At 39.4% G+C, this 16373-nt stretch carries 15 protein-coding genes; 4 read left to right on the top strand and 11 right to left on the bottom strand.

The window, feature by feature from the left end; all coding sequences use genetic code 11:
• Window positions 1–9: 9 nt before the first annotated feature.
• Both EZ444_RS08190 and serS read right to left on the bottom strand, forming a co-directional pair.
• Window positions 10–1359, bottom strand: coding sequence for a TolC family protein (locus tag EZ444_RS08190; RefSeq protein WP_205945227.1), 1350 nt, complete (start codon window positions 1357–1359; stop codon window positions 10–12).
• 166 nt (window positions 1360–1525) lie between these two features.
• Window positions 1526–2797 carry a serine--tRNA ligase gene (gene serS, locus EZ444_RS08185; RefSeq protein WP_131608236.1) on the bottom strand — a complete coding sequence of 424 codons (1272 nt, stop codon included), beginning with the start codon at window positions 2795–2797 and terminating at the stop codon, window positions 1526–1528.
• Between the two features lie 119 nt (window positions 2798–2916).
• Here serS and rsmI point away from each other — a divergent pair, with 119 nt between their 5' ends.
• From rsmI to lnt, 3 genes are read left to right on the top strand one after another with little or no spacing between them, the layout of a single operon-like run.
• Window positions 2917–3627 (top strand): 16S rRNA (cytidine(1402)-2'-O)-methyltransferase, encoded by a 711-nt coding sequence (rsmI, locus tag EZ444_RS08180; protein ID WP_090785400.1) that lies wholly within the window; start codon window positions 2917–2919, stop codon window positions 3625–3627.
• Window positions 3628–3669: 42 nt separating this feature from the next.
• The gene (locus tag EZ444_RS08175) at window positions 3670–4317 is read left to right on the top strand and encodes a PH domain-containing protein (protein ID WP_131608235.1); all 648 of its coding nucleotides are present in this window, start codon (window positions 3670–3672) and stop codon (window positions 4315–4317) included.
• A 10-nt stretch (window positions 4318–4327) separates the two neighbouring features.
• Complete coding sequence (lnt, locus tag EZ444_RS08170; RefSeq protein WP_131608234.1) at window positions 4328–5947, top strand: apolipoprotein N-acyltransferase; 1620 nt, start codon at window positions 4328–4330, stop codon at window positions 5945–5947.
• Here the strand turns inward: lnt and EZ444_RS08165 are convergent.
• Together EZ444_RS08165 and EZ444_RS08160 are read right to left on the bottom strand one after the other, a co-directional pair.
• Complete coding sequence (locus EZ444_RS08165) at window positions 5944–7584, bottom strand: NAD+ synthase (RefSeq protein WP_131608233.1); 1641 nt, start codon at window positions 7582–7584, stop codon at window positions 5944–5946. The two genes, lnt and EZ444_RS08165, sit on opposite strands and share 4 nt — an antisense overlap.
• A gap of 97 nt (window positions 7585–7681) precedes the next feature.
• On the bottom strand, window positions 7682–8350 hold the full coding sequence (locus EZ444_RS08160) for a porin family protein (protein WP_131608232.1): 669 nt from the start codon (window positions 8348–8350) through the stop codon (window positions 7682–7684).
• 56 nt (window positions 8351–8406) lie between these two features.
• Between EZ444_RS08160 and gldB the strand changes: the two genes are divergently transcribed.
• Window positions 8407–9435, top strand: coding sequence for a gliding motility lipoprotein GldB (gene gldB / locus EZ444_RS08155; protein WP_131608231.1), 1029 nt, complete (start codon window positions 8407–8409; stop codon window positions 9433–9435).
• Here gldB and EZ444_RS08150 read toward each other — a convergent pair.
• From EZ444_RS08150 to EZ444_RS08120, 7 genes are read right to left on the bottom strand one after another with little or no spacing between them, the layout of a single operon-like run.
• Window positions 9416–10147, bottom strand: a complete 732-nt coding sequence (locus tag EZ444_RS08150) for a 2-phosphosulfolactate phosphatase (protein ID WP_131608230.1) — start codon at window positions 10145–10147, stop codon at window positions 9416–9418. The two genes, gldB and EZ444_RS08150, sit on opposite strands and share 20 nt — an antisense overlap.
• A 41-nt stretch (window positions 10148–10188) precedes the next feature.
• Window positions 10189–11268 (bottom strand): glycine cleavage system aminomethyltransferase GcvT, encoded by a 1080-nt coding sequence (gcvT, locus tag EZ444_RS08145; RefSeq protein ID WP_131608229.1) that lies wholly within the window; start codon window positions 11266–11268, stop codon window positions 10189–10191.
• Between the two features lie 41 nt (window positions 11269–11309).
• Window positions 11310–12512, bottom strand: a complete 1203-nt coding sequence (locus EZ444_RS08140; protein WP_131608228.1) for a glycosyltransferase — start codon at window positions 12510–12512, stop codon at window positions 11310–11312.
• Between the two features lie 18 nt (window positions 12513–12530).
• Window positions 12531–13142, bottom strand: coding sequence for a ribonuclease HII (locus EZ444_RS08135; RefSeq protein ID WP_131608227.1), 612 nt, complete (start codon window positions 13140–13142; stop codon window positions 12531–12533).
• A 31-nt stretch (window positions 13143–13173) separates the two neighbouring features.
• Entirely contained in the window at window positions 13174–14262 is a 1089-nt protein-coding gene (locus EZ444_RS08130) for an ABC transporter permease (RefSeq protein WP_131608226.1), read from the bottom strand.
• A complete protein-coding gene (locus EZ444_RS08125) occupies window positions 14262–15398 on the bottom strand; it encodes a glycosyltransferase family 2 protein (protein ID WP_165503558.1) in 1137 nt (378 codons plus the stop codon). The genes EZ444_RS08130 and EZ444_RS08125 overlap by 1 nt, the downstream gene beginning before the upstream one ends.
• Window positions 15376–16353, bottom strand: coding sequence for a hypothetical protein (locus tag EZ444_RS08120; RefSeq protein WP_131608225.1), 978 nt, complete (start codon window positions 16351–16353; stop codon window positions 15376–15378). The genes EZ444_RS08125 and EZ444_RS08120 overlap by 23 nt, the downstream gene beginning before the upstream one ends.
• Between the last annotated feature and the right edge of the window lie 20 nt (window positions 16354–16373).

The following is a 16373-nucleotide window of genomic DNA, read 5'->3' as shown; positions in this document are numbered from 1 at the left end:
TTCAGTACTTTATTGGTTTACGGTAATTGTGCCTAATGCTTGTTGTACATCCAATCTGGAAGAAAGAAGACTGTACAAAGAATTCAAATAGTTGAGCTGAGCGGTACGCAGATCTGTTTCCGAGGTCATCAGATCCAGATAAGCTTTTATGCCCTCGTCGTATTGCAATTTGATGGTTTGGTATACCTGTCTGGAAATCTCCACATTTGCTCCCGCCGTTTTCCAATCATTCAAATTGGCTTTATAAGTGGCCATTGCCTGCTCATACTGACTTTTGATTTGATTTCTGGCGTTTGCCAAGTCAAGATCTATCCTTAGCTCCTGTAACTGTGATTTTCTAAGCTCCTGAATTCTTTTTGTTCCTTGGAAAATAGGCAGACTCAATTTTAGCCCCAATAAGGAACTCGGGTAATTTGTGTCATATAGATCGCCAAAATTATTATTGAGGTAATTCCAGTTGTAATTGATAAATCCGGAGATACTGGGCAGGAAAGACCATTTATTATAGCTTGTATTCAGGTGCTGCAATTGCTTTTGAGTTTGCAATAACCGATATTCCACTCTATTCTCATAGGTCTCCCTTTGATTGGTATCGATCAGAATTTCATTTTCCATCTTTACCGCATCAAAGTTCAGGCTAAAATCTTTATCGCCCCCATACCCTATCAACTCTTTAAGATAAGTATACTTGTATTTAATCAGCTCCTCAGCCCGCTTTTTATCCGCTTTAGAATTGCTCAGGCTGATCTGCGCCCGCTGATAATCCGTTTTGTCTACCAGTCCATTTTCATATTGTGCCTTCGCATCTTTGAGCTGTTTCTCTAATCGCGCAATATTTTCACCAATAATCTTTAATTGCTCCTTGCTGGTGAGCACATCAAAATAAGCCTTACTTACACTAACTACGGTATTGATCTTTGCATTTTCCGTACTTTGCTTATATTGTTGTCTGTAATATTTCGAAGCTTTGGAAGCCTGAATTAGCCCAGCATCCAGAAATTTCTGATCGGCCTGTAAAGTAAATGCAGAGGTATGTTTTGTGCCGAGCACCAATAGCGAAGTCTCACCATTCATCGTCAACGTACTTACCTGCTGTTTCAGGTTGTAATTGTAGTTGGCATCACCCTTAATTTGAGGAAACCAACCCGATAGCGCAGACATGATATCCCGCTCGCCTATCTCTTCATCTATCAAAGATTGTTTAACTCCGGGCTTATTGACTAAGGCATAATTTATAATCTCCTGAAGAGAAGCATTGCTGAGCACTTTATTACTATCTCCAGTTTGCCCATACGCAACTGAGCACAACAAACATGGTAAACCAAGGAGAAACATTAAAATCAATTTATGTAGTCTCATATATAGAAAAATGATTAGAGTATGCGTAGTTAGCTCACTATAAATACATTAACTACAAATAAGTTTCAATAAAGTTCTAAGATTTTAATAAATATAAATGGCATAAAAAAGGAGGGTATCATGATTATGATACCCTCCTTTTTGTCCGTTCGTCAAATAAAAAACACTAATCAATATATTCGAAGCCGGTATATTTTACCAAGGCTTCAGGAATTTTTATTCCTTTATCTGTTTGATTGTTTTCCAAAATAGCAGCAACAATACGAGGTAAAGCCAATGCACTTCCATTTAAAGTATGCGCAAGCTGTGTTTTCCCAGTCGCTCCTTTAAACCTTAACTTCAACCTGTTACTTTGATAAGTTTCAAAGTTAGACACGGAAGACACCTCTAACCAACGTTGTTGAGCAGCACTCCAAACCTCCATATCATAAGTCATAGCAGCTGTAAAGCCCATATCTCCAGCACATAAGCGCAATACTCTATAGTGCAAACCTAGTTTTTGCAACAAAGTCTGAACATAAGCACTCATATCTTCCAGCACCTGGTAAGAAGATTCAGGATGAACAACCTGTACAATTTCTACTTTATCAAACTGATGAAGTCTGTTTAAACCACGAACATGTGCACCGTAAGAACCTGCTTCACGACGGAAACAAGGTGTATATGCTGTATTTTTCACAGGCAACTCTTCTTCTTTTAAAATAACATCTCTATAAAGATTCGTAACAGGAACTTCTGCCGTAGGGATCAGATACAAATTATCAATCCCCACATGATACATTTGCCCTTCCTTATCCGGCAATTGACCAGTACCGAAACCAGAAGCTTCGTTTACAAGATGAGGCACTTGCATTTCTCTATAACCTTCTGCTGTAGCATGATCTAAAAAGAAATTAATCAGCGCGCGCTGTAAGCGAGCACCCTTGCCTTTATAAACTGGAAATCCAGCGCCGGCAATCTTTGTACCCAGCTCAAAATCTATAATATCATATTTAGCGGTCAATTCCCAGTGCGGCAATGCCTTTTCACCAACTGCTGCTGGTTCACCATGAACCAAAACAATCTCATTTTCTTCCGGTGTACTTCCAGCTTTAACCAAATGATGTGGCAGGTTAGGCAGCTGTACAATCAGGTTATGCAATTTACTTTCAGCAGCAGCAAAATCCTCAGATAAATTCTTTATCTGCTCTTTATTAGATGTTGTTTCTGCTTTCAATGCTTCAGCCTCATCCTTTTTTCCGTTGCGCATCAACTCACCAATTTGTTTTGCGCTCGAATTTGCGATAGCAGAGAGATTATCTAATGAAGTTTGGATTTGTCTTCTTTCTTCATCGGTTTTAATAATTTCATCAACCAATTCTGGCTGTTTAAAGTTTCTAAGGGTTAAGCCTTCCAAAACTTTCGCTCTATTTTCGCGGATATAGTTAACTTGCAGCATTATTTATTTTTTTAAACAAAGATAATAAGAGTTACGCGTTATTAGCAATGAGTTGCGAGTTTTATGCAATGAAAGCAATGATAACGATAAGCGATGAGTAGTAACCTTGAACGCATAACATGACAACTGGTAAACTTTTTCTTGTTCCTACACCCATTGGTAATCTGGAGGATATGACCTTTAGAGCCATCCGGATCTTAAAAGAAGCTGATGTAATATTGGCAGAAGACACCCGCACAAGCGCCCCAATGTTAAAACATTTTGGCATTGATAAAAAAGCCTACTCCCATCACCAGCACAATGAACATCAGGCAACTACAGAAATCATCCGCTTTTTAAAAGAAGGAAAAAATGTAGCGCTCATATCAGATGCCGGAACACCTGCCATTTCTGATCCAGGTTTTTTTCTGGTAAGGGAGACCTTAAAACACGACTTACAAGTAGAATGTTTACCCGGTGCCACAGCCTTTGTACCCGCACTGGTAAATTCAGGCCTACCCTGCGATGCATTCGTTTTTGAAGGATTCTTGCCAGTAAAAAAGGGCAGACAAACACGTTTTAAAAAGCTGGCCGACGAAGAACGGACCATGATATTTTATGAAAGTCCACACCGCTTACTAAAAACACTGGAAGAATTTGCACAGTATTTAGGGGCAGAAAGACAAGCTTCAGTGAGCCGAGAACTGACCAAACTATACGAAGAAACCGTTAGAGGCACATTAGCAGAAATTAAATCACATTTTGAAAACAATATATTAAAAGGAGAATTTGTAATTTGTATTGCCGGAGCCGAAGAGGTAAAGAAGAAATCAAAATACGATAAAGATTAATTGGGTTCAATTTTTGATACCCCTACATAAAAAAGAAACATCATGATTTTAATAGATAGATTTTTAAGTGACGAACAAGATCCAAAAGCCGTTGAGAAAGTATTAGGTAAACTGAACGACATGCTAACCAACAATGAGGAACTTATTTATATGGCAGTACAGAAAAAACCTGCCGTAAACTTGCTTCCTGATTGTATTGCCGTAAGTAACAAACGTATTTTCTATTGCGAACCCGGTAATTTTGGAATCACCATGAACTTCAAAGATATCTCCTGGAAAAGTGTGAAAGAGGTTTCCTTTAAAGAAGAAATCTTTGGTTCAAAATTTATCTGTGTACCCCTACACGGAGAGAACATCATTACAGAATACATTCCTAAAGTTCAAGCCCGCAAATTATACCAGGCAGCTTATGAGCAATTAGAAAATTTCAAAGAGCAACAAAGACAAACAGATCTAGAAGAAAGACGTTCTATCCCCTCACCAGTAACTGTAAATGCGGTTACGCCAGAACCAGCTTCGGAAGAGCCTGCAGCATTCTTCTCGCCGCCAGCCGCAACGCCTAGCCATGTGGAAGAACCTGAAGATGAAACCACGTTAAAGTTAAGAAAACTGAAAAGTCTGTACGACAAACACCTGATTACTCAGGAAGAATATGAAGCAAAAAAAGCAGATATATTAGATAGCTTATAAGCACCCATTAATGAATTTTAAAAATACTGCCCCCCTGGCCTTGTTAAGTGCATTTTTAATGTGGCTGGCTTGGCCACCAATCCCTTATACCACCCCAATCCTTCTTGTTGGTTTAGTCCCTTTGTTAATTGCACTGGACAAAATTCTGCTTAAAAAAGGAGAAAAAACAGGCAAAAAGGTCTTCCTTACTGCCGGTCTGACGTTCTTAGTTTGGAATACTGCTTCCATTTATTGGGTTTACAATGCCATCAGTGCGGTAAACAATCCGGTAGTATCCGCATTCGTATCCATCATTCCTTTTGGTTTAGGGGCTTTATTGATGACTTTTGCTTTCTGGTTGTATTATCGTCTACAAAGGATAACTAATACTAAAATTGCTTATGCTGGCCTGATCTCATTTTATGTAGCGATGGAATATCTGCACCAAAGCTGGGATTTAGCCTTCCCATGGATGACACTAGGAAATGGTTTATCGGGGATGCACCAATTGGCGCAATGGTATGAGTACACTGGCGTTTACGGTGGCTCAGTATGGATATTACTCAGCAACATTTTAGCTTTCGAAGCTTACAAACGTTTTAAATCCGATGCCAAAGGCTATTTAAAACTAAGACCTGCAATGATTTGGGCTTTAGTGGTGATCCTACCAATTGGTCTTTCACTGGCAAAATACTACCAATACGAAGAAAAAGTGGTTCCTGTAAATGTGGTCACCGTACAACCGAATATAGATCCTTATAAAAAATTCGGCAGTCTTTCTGCTGCAGATCAACTGAATATACTTACCCATCTATCTGACTCCATTGCACAGCCAAATACCGAATATTTTATCTGGCCAGAAACTGCAATCCCTAATTATGCAGACGAAGATAGAATCCGCAGTAACCCTGATTTTAATACCGTACAACAGTTTCTAGCAAAATACAAGAATGGAACTGTCATCACTGGCATTGAGAGCGTAAAATTGTACAACGACAAACAAACAGTATCCGCAAAACAAGATCAAAGTGGTGTGTTTTACGATAGCTTTAATACCGCTATGCAAGTCGAGAATTCAGCAAACGTACAATTCTACCATAAATCCAAACTAGTTCCAGGCGTAGAAAAGATGCCTTTCCCAGCTGCATTATCGATACTAGGACCTATTTTCGAAGGTTTCGGTGGTAGCGGAGGCGGATGGGGCTGGCAAGATAAACCCGGTGTATTTTATGCTTACAGCGGCATCGGTGTAGCCCCTGTCATTTGCTACGAATCTTTATGGGGCGAATGGATTGGAGAAGCTGTTAAAAATGGGGCTCAGTTCATCGCTATCATCACCAATGATGGTTGGTGGGGAAATACATCAGGCAAAGATCAACACTTAATGTATGCCCAATTAAGAGCCATAGAAAGTCGTCGTTATGTAGTCCGCTCAGCCAACACCGGGATTTCTTGCTTTATTAACCAAAAAGGTGATGTGATCCAACAAGCAAAGTGGTGGACAAGAACCGCATTAAAGACCGACATCAATCTAAATGATGAACTGACCTTATACGTTAAAACAGGCGACATCATCGCTAAGTTTTTATGCATAACAGCACTGCTATTGGCTCTAATTATCCCTTACAGAAAATGGTTTAAAAAAGCTTAGGAAAGGTACTTGCCTACAATAGGCATCCTTCTACCCATACCAAAAGCTTTAGGTGATACCCGCAGGATTGGAGGCGTTTGATAACGCTTAAATTCTGCGGAATTTACCAGCTTAATAATCCTTCTAACTAGCGCCTCATCATAACCTTGTGCAATAATTCCCGATGAGCTCTTTTTTAATTCGATGTATTGGAATAAAATCTTATCCAGGACATCATAGTCAGGTAAAGAATCAGAGTCCTTCTGACCCGGTCTAAGCTCCGCAGAAGGTGGTTTAACAATAGAATTTTCCGGAATCACAATCCCATCTTTATTGATATACTGCGCAAGTTGGTATACCTGGGTTTTGTAAATATCCCCAATTACCCCTATCGCACCACACATATCGCCGTACAAAGTCCCATAACCAACTGCACACTCGCTTTTGTTAGAGGTGTTTAGCAAAATATAACCAAACTTATTAGACATCGCCATTACAATCACCCCCCTACAGCGAGCCTGTATATTTTCTTCAGTAAGGTTAAAAGCAAGTCCCTCAAACGCAGGGGCCATCATACTATCAAATGCGTCAGCAGCTTCCTTTATAGGAATAATTTGATGTTGACAACCAATATTATTAACCAAATCCAATGCATCCTGAATAGAATGATCTGAAGAGTATTTAGAGGGCATCAAGACAGCCATCACATTCTCGGCACCCAATGCCCGACAAGCCAGTGCACAAACAACCGCCGAATCAATCCCACCAGATAAGCCCAGTACCGCTTTACTAAAACCAGACTTACTAAAGTAATCCTTAATACCCAACACCAAAGCCTCATAGATTTGATCTATATCCGGCATCGCCTGATGCTGCATCGGTTCATGTCCTTTGATGACATTGTCCTCAAATTCATAAATGCGCACCGCCTCCTCAAAATAAGGCATTTCATCAATCAGGTTACCTTTAGCATCAAAAGCCAAAGATCCACCATCAAAGATAATTTCCGTTTGCGCGCCAACCTGATTCACATACAGCAGCGGCATATTATATCGCTTCGCATTATCAGAAAGGACTACCACACGCTCTTCATCGTGCAGATAAGAAAATGGTGAAGCTGCAATGTTGATCATCAATTTAGGCTTTTGCCTGATCAGCTCATCCATTGGAGAAGAGATATACAATGGGTTATTGTTGATGTTCCACAGATCCTCACAAATGGTTACGGCGATCTTAATCCCTTTAAAATCGACACATTCAAAATGGCTTGCAGGCTCAAAATAACGGTATTCATCAAATACATCATAATTAGGCAGCAAAGCCTTTTTAACTACCCTTTTTAATTGCCCATCCTCCAGAAAATAAGCTGCATTATACAAATCTTTACCCGCTAATATTTCATTCTTAACAGGCAGGCCAACAATACAAGCAATGCCTACGCAATGTGTAGCGATCTCCAGGGCAGCCTTTTCGCAAAGGTCAATAAACTCATCAAACTCCAAAAAATCTCGTGGCGGATAACCACATATGGCCAGTTCTGCAAATACAACCAAATCAGCCCCCTTGGCTTTAGCCAGTTCAATGTGCTCGATGATCTTATTTGTATTGTATTCGAAATTACCTATATGATAGTTAAGTTGTGCTAGCGCGATTTTCATCAGTATATAGTTTGCTTTTTAAAGGTGATGAAGCTATCAAAAATGATGGTTTCATTGAAGTATATATTTTTAGATCGGTAATAAAGAGCTGTATGAATTAGAAGAAAACACCAACATTCAGGCCAATATAATGATTTCGTACTTTACGATCATTATCATCCACAATATTGGTAAAACCATTGTTCAAGGTCAATCCAAGCGTAAGACTAGTATGGTCAGCAATGTCAATTTCACCCCCAGCACCCAATATCAGTCCAGCCCTATAAAAGTTGATCTGCTTAGAAATGTTCCGATCATCAATAGCAGGTTTTCCAACAGCCTCGGCAGATTGCTTCGCACCAATATTGAAATCATTAGATAAACCAAACTGTCCGTACCACTTTACATCACCCATCTTACCAGTTTTTAGCTTCACAGTAAGCGGAATTTCAATGTATTGAAGCTTATACTTCAAATCATAAGCTGTTTGTGTTGGCGAACCATCATAATAAGGAGCAACATTAATTTCAGTACTCTTGCCATTGATGGTAGTGATCGTTAATCCTGTTGCAAAAGCATAGTTTTCAGCAAAATTAAAATCAGCCAGCAAACCATAAGAAAAGCCTAAAGAAACACCCCTGCTTTTGCCCGGTTCAGCCTTCATCCAACCAATGGTAGGATGTGCAGTCAATCCAAGTCTGAAATCATAATCGGGTACTGCAGGCATCTGCGCAAAAAGGTTACTGGTTAGAAATAAAAGCAGTAGGCCGACAAATGTTCTTTTCATAGTATTTTTATATTAAGGTGTTGAAGCTTGGATAAACTCGTTTATATTTGTTTATAATGAACTATAACGTAAAATTCAGCCAAAGCTATCTATTTTTTCTATTTATATTAACTTTTCTTTCCTGCAAACAAGGTACTAAACCTGACGTAACTGCAATACAGCTAGATGTAAAAATTGATCGTTTTGACAGAGACCTTTACCTTAGAAAAGACAAAGACATTAAACAAACAGACGAATTGCTGCAAAAGAAGTATGGTGCATTTTATGATGACTATATACACCGGATGGTAGGCAATGAAAGTTACAGCCCCGACGAAATCCTTGCTACCCTATTCAAAGATCAGGCTTACTATGATCTAAATAAAGAGGTCGATAGCATATTCCCTAACCTTGTTCCTATTGAAAAAGACCTCACACAAACATTTAAATACATAAAATATTATTACCCTAAATCCCAGGTCCCAAGGTTTATTTCCTTTGTTTCGGGCTTCTCTGTACAAACCCCTATCGGCAACGATTACATGGGTATCGGTTTAGATATGTTTTTGGGAAAAGATAGCAAATTCTATAGAGCCATTGTAGAGAGTGTGCCCCTTTACTTATCAAAACGCTTTAGCCCACAATACATCGTACCCAGGTTGACAGAAACCTATGCCAGAGAAGAACTTTTTGCCGAACGTGACGAAGACAGAACACTCCTTGCCAAAATGATCCACAACGGAAAAATCCTATATTTCATGGATAGGGTTTTGGCCGATAATGTTCCCGATTCAGTTAAAATAGGATATACTGCAAAGCAGCTAGAATGGTGTAAGACTTTTGAAAGCGACATTTGGGGCTACTACCTTCAAAATGATCTATTATTTGAAACAGATTACCAAAAAATACAAGTGTTTTTAAGTGAGGGCCCATTTACCCCCGGCTTGGGCGAAAGAAACGAGTCGGCCCCGAAATTAGGCATTTGGACCGGCTGGCAAATTGTTAGAAAATACATGGAAGAAAATCCATCAGTTACCTTACAGCAATTGATGGTCGAAAAGGATACACAAAAAGTCCTACAAGCTTCTAAATACAAACCCAAGTAAGGGGAACCAGTGCCTCACCTTCCAGAACAGGTATAGCGTTGCAGATATTAAGCTGTAAACAAAACTTCACATCCTCTTCAATATTCAATTCGGCCAGACGATGGCTATGTGATGATTTATGCAGATAGCCCCTCAAATCATCTTTAGCCAACAAATACAGATCTTCAGCAGCAACACAAGAATCACAAAAACGAGTAAAGTCTTTGCGCAGTTCGTTTACCACAGCACCAGCAAACAAGGTATCTTCCAGATTAAACTTATCTTTCCATCCGGCACAAAGCAACAATACATCCCTTTCCTGACCTTTAAGCCAGTTACATAAGGCTTTTAAATTCAGAAACGAACCAATCACCACCTGTGCAGACTGCGCATTAGCCATATGCAAGGCTTTAGTTCCATTTGTAGTGGTCAATACCACCGTTCTTCCTTTTACCTTATCACTGCTATAAGAAAATGGAGAATTGCCGAAGTCAAAACCTTCAACAACTTCTCCATTTCGCTCTGCTGCCAGCAAAAACCCTTTATCTGCATACCTCAAACAATCTTCTACATGAGCAACTGGTAAAATTGCATCAGCACCATTATCAATGCCATATACAATAGACGATGTCGCCCTTAAAATATCGATGACAACAACAACACTTTCTTTAGTATCGTAAAGATTTAATAATGCTGGCGTTAAACAAACTTCTATGCTTTTTTTATAGTGCATCAGTTTCGATTGGGTATAAAACAGGAGGGTTTAAAATACTATTATTTATAAAAAGGGAACTTAGCTACCTTAGCCTTAATTTTTTGGTTACGGATGTTGATATAGATTTCAGTACCTTCTTTAGCCATAGCTTTATCAATATAGCCCATTCCAATCGCTTTTTGTAAAGATGGCGATTGCGTTCCAGAAGTAACCTTACCAATTACATTTCCTTCAGCATCAACAATCTCATAATCATGACGAGGAATGCCTCTGTCAATCATCTCAAATCCAATCAGCTTACGTGCTACACCAGCTTCCTTTTCAGCCAAAAGGGCCTCAGAATTGGTAAATACCTTAGAGAATTTAGTGATCCAACCTAATCCAGCAGCAATAGGAGAAGTCGTATCGTCAATATCATTTCCATATAAACAGAAACCCATTTCCAAACGCAAAGTATCCCTTGCACCTAAACCAATAGGTTTAATGCCAAAAGGTTTACCTGCTTCAAAAATAGCATCCCAAATCACATCAGCATGTTCATTGTCAAAATAAACTTCAAAACCACCAGCACCAGTATATCCAGTAGCAGAAATCACTACATTATCAACACCAGCAAATCTGCCTTTTACAAAATTGTAATATTCCATAGAAGCCAAATCAACATCAGTTAAACTCTGTAATGCTTCAGCAGCCTTAGGACCTTGAATAGCCAACAAAGAAGTTTTGTCAGAAATGTTGTGCATCTCTACACCCTTGGTATTGAATTTCTGGATCCAGTTCCAATCTTTTTCTATGTTCGAAGCATTCACCACCAACATATAAGTTAACTCATCAATGCGGTAAACCAAAAGATCGTCAACAATACCACCATCTTCATTTGGCAAACACGAATATTGAACTTTACCATCATATAGCTTTGAGGCATCATTACTCGTTACCCTTTGAATCAAATCCAAAGCTTGTTCACCTTTCAGGATAAATTCTCCCATATGACTCACGTCAAAAACGCCTACACTTGATCTAACTGTAGCGTGTTCAGCATTAATACCTTCGTATTGTACAGGCATATTGTATCCTGCGAAAGGCACCATTTTGGCGCCTAATGAAATGTGTTTATCGGTTAGTGCGGTATTCTTCATACGGTATAATATCTATAAAAACGTGGCAAAGGTATATAAATTTAGCCACTAATTAATTTTTGATAGACATTCAGCATTCTTTGAGAAATCACATTGATATCGTGATCTCTTTCTACCGTTTTGCGTGCATTCTCGCCTATTTCACGCCACTTATTGGGATTAGTGATACACTGTAAAATAGAGCGGTAAAATTCATCTGCAGTATCTGCAATCAATATATCTTTACCATGTTCGCAGCGGATACCTTCGGCAGCCATACTCGTTGCAATCACACATTTGCGCATAGCCATGCCCTCTATAATTTTAACGCGCATCCCACTTCCGGATAATAATGGAACGATCATAATGGCTTTGGAATTGATAAACTCCACCGCATCAAATATTTCACCTTCCACCACCAGGTTATCTGAGTCATATTCAAAAAACTCGTGTTGCATATTCTTTCCGGCAATATAAAAGCGCAACTCACTATTTAATTTTTCAATATCCGGCCATATTTCATCCAGAAACCAAGCCAGACCTTCCTTATTCGGCCTCCAGTCCATTGCGCCAAGGTGAAACAACGTAGGGAAACTGGTTTTAGATGGATCAGTAACGTATTTTTCAAAATCAAGTGCTACCGGAAAAACATCCAAGGCAGTTTCACAACCAAACTTTACAATATTTTGCCTATCGGGTTCACTAATCGCAAACACCTGGTGAAAGCGGTTGATCTGCTCCGTTTCATAATATTTTAAACGACGTGCTAAAAACTGAAGATACTTTCTTCTGGGCGTAAAAGGTTCTCTCAACGCGATCCGTTCCCAAACATCAAACTCAATATTGTGTGCCCGGTAAATTACTTTCGCATCACTATTGGCTTTCACTATATCCAGATAGGGTACCACAAATAACCCTTCAAATTGTATGATATCGAATGTGGTCTCTTTTAAAATGTCCTCCAACAAACGCGCAGCATCCTCATCAAAAAATCTGGAAACGTTGTACGACTCATCGGAGAAAATATTGCTGAGGGCTCCCCACACATTGACCTCAGTATCGAGGTCAAAAGAATGAAATTTGATCTGATCAAAAACAGGATCATAAATATCATCAATATCTACACGGTGCTTGTTGGTATTGAGACTGAACAACGTCACATCAACCCCGAGTTTTACCAAGCCCTTAATGGTATTGTAAACCACTATGGGATATCCGCTATTCGGCGGAAAGGGGACCCTATTTGTCAGGATGAGGACTTTCAATTCACGTGAAAATACGAATTATCCCTCTATTTCCGAAAATAGCTTTAGCTGTGGCGCACTAATATTAAAAGTTTTACGGTGGTATGGCGATAAACCATGCTCAAGAGCAGCCGTTCGGTGAGCAATCGTTGGGTATCCTTTATTCTGTTTCCATTGATAATGAGGATATTCGGCCGAAATACGCTCCATAAATTCATCCCTATGGGTTTTAGCAAGAATAGAAGCAGCAGCAATATTTAAATATTTACCATCACCCTTCACAATACAAGCATGCGGAACATCCTTGTACTTTTTAAACCGATTGCCATCTATACTTAAATATTGAGGCTTAATATTCAATTTGTCAAGTGCCCTGTGCATGGCTAAAAAAGAGGCATTCAAGATATTAATCTGATCAATTTCAATGTGATCAACCTCAGCAACAGCCCAGGCTAACGCTTCTTTTTCGATGATCAGCCTTAATTTATTACGCTGTTGATGGTTCAGCTGTTTTGAATCATTCAATTCTCCAGCGACAAAATCAGGTGGTAAAATTACAGCCGCGGCAAATACCGGTCCTGCCAAACAACCCCTTCCTGCTTCATCACATCCGGCTTCAATTAGTTCTTGCTGATAACAGTTTAATAACATACAGGTCAAAGTTAGTAATTAAGGGGCTAAGCTACACAGATATATTTTGTGATTTAACATCAAAAGCATCGCGCAAACCAATAGCCAATAAATTAAATGCATATACCGTAAGCATAATGGCCAATCCAGGTAAAAGCGCAAGATAAGCGGCATCCATAATGATATACCCATAATGCTCCTTAATCATACTCCCCCAGCTTGGCATTGGGGGTTGTGCCCCAAATCCCAAAAAGCTCAATCCAGTTTCGAGCAAAATAGCAGAAGCAAAATTGGCAGAGGCCACAACAAGTATAGGTCCCGCAATATTAGGAAGAATATGCCTGATAATCGTTCTTGAAGTGGAGAAGCCCAATGCTTTAGAAGCCTCCACAAATTCGACTTCTTTTAAAGCCATAACCTGTCCACGTACAAGCCGAGATACATCCACCCAGGTGGATAAACCAACCGCAATAAATATCTGCCAGAATCCCTTCCCTAGTGCAAATGAAATCGCAATAACCAAAAGTAAAGAAGGCAAGGACCAGATCACATTCATAAACCAACTGATCAACGCATCCGTTTTCCCGCCAAAATAACCAGCTAATGCGCCCAGACAGACGCCAATAAAAAGAGAAATAAGTACCGCCATTAGTCCCACGGACAAAGAAACCCTAATTCCTAAAATCAAACGGCTCAACATATCCCGGCCATAAGTATCTGTACCTAGCCAAAATGTTTGCTGATATTGTTGATTGGGTAACTTAGAAAATACAGACTCTTCTGCTTGTTCGTCATCACCAATATATTCCCGCACATAAACCTTATCCGCTACTTCGCGGTAAGCAGTAATGGGAACACTTTTAAAACCGGGCTCCTGACCGTGTAACATCAGTTCCAGAAAATTTACCTTTTCAACATTACTCTTCCTGCTAACGATTAAAAAGTCGAAAGTTCTGCCAGGCTTTTTATTGCTGAGCTGAAGGTGCATGGTATTCGCCATCGGACTTTTATCCGGTGTAATCAGATAGCCTAAAATCCCCATCAAGCTCATCGTTAAAATAAACAACAATCCCCCAAAAGCCATTTTATTTTTCTTAAAACGCTTCCATATTTTGCTTGAAGGACTATTATTGATCTCCATTATTTTACCATTCTATCTTTCCAATTATATTTTCCGCTGTTCCCTGCAATGCCGATATACACAATGTACAAGATATGCAACACATTCAACACCGGCAAAAGCACCAACAAACTCTTTCTTTTCGCAAATGCTGTCACATCATATAAAAACAGCCACTCCACCACCATTTTAGCCAATAACTGAACTAAGGCCAAATTGAAATAAAACGCATTGAATGCACCCAAACCAACATTTACAAGAATACTTAGGTTAAACAACCAGATGCAAACGCCCAATACAATGATCGATTTGTTTTTATACCGCGTACTTTTAGAAGCCCAACGTTTACGCTGCTGAATAAACTCTTTTAATGTCGCCTTCGCATGTGTATAAACTACAGCATCTGAATGCTTTAGAAAACCGATAGCATCACCAAAGCGCGCTGCCATTTTATGCAACAGCAACTCATCATCTCCCGAAGCCAAATCATCAATCCCCTTAAAACCGCCTACTTCATAAAAAGCATCCCGTTCATAAGCCAGGTTAGCGCCATTGCAAGTTGAGGGCTTTTTATTCCCTATTGTCGAGGCACCAAGGCCAATTAAATATAAAAACTCCAGCGTTTGCGCACGTTCAAAAAAACTCTTTTCTTCAAAGTAAGCCACAGGCGAAGAAATCATTTTATACTTCTTCTCCTCATAAAAACTGACAATGGTTTTAAGCCAACTCGTCCCCATTCTGCAATCAGCGTCAGTAGTAATGATCAAAGTCCCACTAGCCGCCGAAATCGCGGTCTGTATCGCCTTTTTCTTGTAAGAGTTAAGTGCCCGATCCTCATTCAAGCGGATTAATTTTACACCCCTGGAGGCATAAGAACTGATAATTTCGGCAGTTTGATCCGTAGAGTGGTCATCAATAAATATAATCTCGGTCAACTCCCGATCATAGTCCTGAGCAATCAGGTCTTCGATTGTTTTTGCGATATTTTTTGCCTCATTACGGGCAGCCACCAGGATAGAAACTTTAGTAGTTAAAACGGTGGCCTCAGGTTTAAAATGCACCAACTTATGCCAACCTTTGATAAAGGCAATGACCACGATAACATATAAAACCGTTAAAAAAGATGAGATATAATTAATTACGCTGAATACTTCCAAAAAAATTGAGTTTAAACACAAAATAAGAACCTAATATAGCAGGAATTATAATATTTATGAGCCATATGCTTGCAGTACACGCAATAACGGCTACCTGGTGACCTGTTATATAACTAAAAAAGTAAGAGGCGGTAACACTCCGAACGCCTATATCAAAAAGATCAAGAGAAGGAAGTGTGGATTGGACAAAAAATAGAATACTTACCATCATAAAAATGTCCAGGTAATGGATTTCTGGTATCAGCCAAAAGAAAAGAATAAAGTATTGCGTGCTAAATACAACATAGCGGGCCAGACAAAACAAGAGAATATTTAAGAGCTCCTTTTTGCTATACCTTGCAAGAATGCTATAAAACTTCTTGTACTTCCGGGTAAAACGCATGGAAAGCAAAATTCCATTTAACCATTTGATGTTAAAATAGAAGATGATAAAGAAAGCACAGAACATTGCGGCTAAGGCAATCAGCGCATAAAAAAGCCTATAATCAATAGGTTCAAAGCGGTAAATAAATACGCATAAAGCGATTGCCCCAAAAACATTGGTCAACACCATCTGGCCAATATTACCTACCGCCATAGCTACAACCCCGATAATCCGTCGTTTAGGAGAAAGAAAAAATACCCGACCACCATATTCACCAATCCGATTGGGCGTAAATACAGCCCAGGTCAAGCCACAAAAAACAGATTCAATAGCCCGCCATACACTAATCCTTTCCACTCGCGCAATCAGTCGCTTCCATTTCAAAGCTTCGAGGCCCCAGTTCAGTAGCATCAATAAACAAACCAGCCCAAGTACCGCGATAATTTCTTGCAAAGGGATCTGCTTTAGCAAATTATTAAACGCTGCTAAATTCTCATTGGAGGAAAGTTTCCTGTATACAAACCAAAATGCAAATATTACAATTGCGCCTTTTAGAACGTATGAAAGTACCTTTTTGTAATTGGATGTCAATATTTTTAATTTACTCTGTG

Source organism: Pedobacter hiemivivus (assembly GCF_004331685.1).
GTDB lineage: Bacteria > Bacteroidota > Bacteroidia > Sphingobacteriales > Sphingobacteriaceae > Pedobacter > Pedobacter hiemivivus.
The sequence above is the reverse complement of the archived record's forward strand: the minus strand, read 5'-3'. Positions and strand labels throughout refer to the sequence as shown.